Genomic DNA, 2,484 nt, shown 5'->3' on the forward strand with positions numbered 1-2,484 from the left:
TCTAGACAAGAGTTTCTCCCTGTTGTGTGAATCCAGCACTTGTATACGCTCAGCTATTAAAGTTTGGTGAGTCACCGCTGTCAAATTTTATGGTGGGGTTTTAAGTTTAATTAAGGTTTTATTTGCTATTGGTTAAATGGATTTTTATCGCTAGTGGAAATAAAAGTTTCCAGTGGCGTGCTAGTTGACTTGCCTTATCCAACTAAAGGTCTACTCCTGCTGACAAAGGTGGTGGTTGATGCAGTCGATTACATCTACCGATCTGGCTTCAAGTACAGCAAGGTCGAGGTGCTGCTGGGTGAGCGGGGCGAAGGTTTTCCGCCTGCCAGAGTTTCGCCGCTCTCGCCAGCGCCTTCTTCCAGGCGAGTCGTTCATGCGATGTGTTGCGGTGCCGTGCCGTTGTAAGGAAAAAACCATTCCTTGTTCTGGCCCCACTGCTTGTCGATGATGGATTTGGCCACGCTATTGAGCACGACCAGCGGCTCATCGCCATTTTTCACGCCTGACCTTGTTCCGGCCGCCGAAGTCGGAGGGGATCAGGAATACGCTGGTGCCAAGTTCTGGCAAGAGATCTCTGCAGGCCTCCTGCTCACGGCAACCTGTGTTCACCTTGAATAGGGCCATCGTCTGCAGGTGCGCCGGCAACTCCCCGAAAAGAATCGATTGTTCCTCTCATGTCATGGGGTAGGGCTCAAGCCTCTTTTTCTTCAGGTCCAGCTTCGCCAGCATTGGCACTGAATCAAGCCAAGGCCGCCTTTCTTCATCCCGCCATTTGCGCGCACTCGAACGAGATGTTGATCGTACGAGGAGCCACCGGCTCAACTGCCTTCCGTCCGGTAATACCACTCCTTTCAAACGATCCTTCACAAACGGTTCAAGGACCTGGTCATCGATGTGAGTCAATGGCAGATCCTTGAGGTAGGGATGAAGCTGCTTCAGATGATGCGCCGTCAACTTGAGCGAAGGCTGGTCCTTGTTCTCACTCAAAAACCGTGTTGCCGCTTCCTCCCAGGTGCGAGTGCGGCGCATCCTGTCTTTTCTGCGTCTATGCTTGCGGTTCAAATCAATGGAGGCATTTGCAATGGAAGCAGCTGGCTACGATAGACTGTCCAAGTTGATAAGCGTTAACGGCGAGGTGGGTACTGCTGGCCTTGGCAATTGTATTGCTGTGGTGGGTTTCAATGGGGCGAAGCAAATGGCTATCGCTCATTACAACACCCTTAATTGTATGGGCACTTCAGGGAATTCATCGCAATGGAATGAAGCATCGTTAACAAATTTCCGAAATTGGTTCTCAAAGCAAACACAAGCAACTAAGTTTATGGTTGGGCTCGGCGGTGTCTGGTTAGATAACCCGAGCGATAGTCGTTTTGAACTTATCAAGCTGATAGTCAAGGTTTTTGAGTATGAACCAACAGTAGGGGGTTACTGTATAACTTGCGCAATGGTAGGGGGAAAGGAAACTCTCAAACCCTATGCGAATGATGCTGTCATGCCTAAAGGCTGGGCTCAAATGGGCCTTCAGATCCCATACGATCAACTAAAAGGCAAATGATTAGCTACTGTGCGCGTCGACTGCTTAGGTGACCTGTCCTTATCACTACCGCTTTGGCGGACAGCAGAAAGACATGCGTACCTATTCAGGGCCTCGGTATCTGCCGGGGCTTTTTTCTGCTTCTTCACGGAATCCGGGGGAAAGATAGAAACAAGAACGCCGGTTTGATGGATGATGTTCGTGCGAGCAAACACATCTACAAACCGGCGTTCTTGTGCACGATCTTAATACGTTTCGGGCCTTTTGGGAGGGCTTTTCCGCCATCGCGATTCGATCTGACGGCGACGATCTGCTGGTCGACTTGATTCCCCAGTCCACCAGATTTCCCACCTGCAGCGGTTGCCATCAGCCCAGCACCATCATTCACGAATACGGCCAGCGTTCAATTTGAGACCTGCCCATTCTTGGCCGCGCAGTAGCCATGGACATGAACACCGCCTTTGATTTGGAAATGCGCCAACATTGCCCTCACGCCCGCGTGGTCTATGACCTGTTCCATGTGGTTGCCAAGTATGGGCGAGAGGTGATTGACCGAGTGCGGGTCGATGAGGCCAACCGCCTGCGCCATGACAGACCTTGAAATACCAAACGCCCGACGCGGTGCATCGGGCGTTTTGAGTGTGAAACAGGTGTAAACCTATTTCAGGACTAGACAGACCTCTTTTTACTGACGTGCTCCAACCTTTCAGTGGTCAGCACGATGAAGTTCCTGATCCCGGTTTTGACCGGGAACGACTCTCCATCGCATTCGCCCCAGAGACCAGTGACGGCGTTCTGGGATTCGGCCGATGGCTTCAAATAGACGACTAATACCGCCGTCTACCCTTATATTTCGTGAGAGTCAATAAGTATGGCGGGCTTCCTCGATAACTTGCCTGATGCTTTGGCATAGTCGTCAGGTTTGTACTGAGCGGACAGTTCCAGATAGT

General features: G+C 51.1%; 1 protein-coding gene and 2 pseudogenes. 2 read left to right on the plus strand and 1 reads right to left on the minus strand.

The annotated features are described in order from the left end of the window. Positions 1 to 295 precede the first annotated feature (295 nt). Positions 296 to 1,029, minus strand: a pseudogene (locus tag ACK6AU_RS31795) (site-specific integrase); the annotation flags it as partial. A gap of 52 nt (positions 1,030 to 1,081) precedes the next feature. On the opposite strand from ACK6AU_RS31795, the gene ACK6AU_RS31800 reads away from it, so the two are divergent. Beyond that, complete coding sequence (locus ACK6AU_RS31800) at positions 1,082 to 1,555, plus strand: hypothetical protein (protein WP_185701995.1); 474 nt, start codon at positions 1,082 to 1,084, stop codon at positions 1,553 to 1,555. Between the two features lie 412 nt (positions 1,556 to 1,967). Then, positions 1,968 to 2,132, plus strand: a pseudogene (locus ACK6AU_RS31805) (transposase); the annotation flags it as partial. Between the last annotated feature and the right edge of the window lie 352 nt (positions 2,133 to 2,484).

It is taken from the genome of Pseudomonas sp. KCJK8993 (genome assembly GCF_046230915.1).
GTDB lineage: Bacteria > Pseudomonadota > Gammaproteobacteria > Pseudomonadales > Pseudomonadaceae > Aquipseudomonas > Aquipseudomonas piscis.

What these genes read in the sequence shown, in the direction of transcription:
- ACK6AU_RS31800 (WP_185701995.1), top strand. Translation starts at nt 1,082, where the DNA reads ATGGAAGCAGCTGGCTACGATAGACTGTCCAAGTTGATAAGCGTTAAC.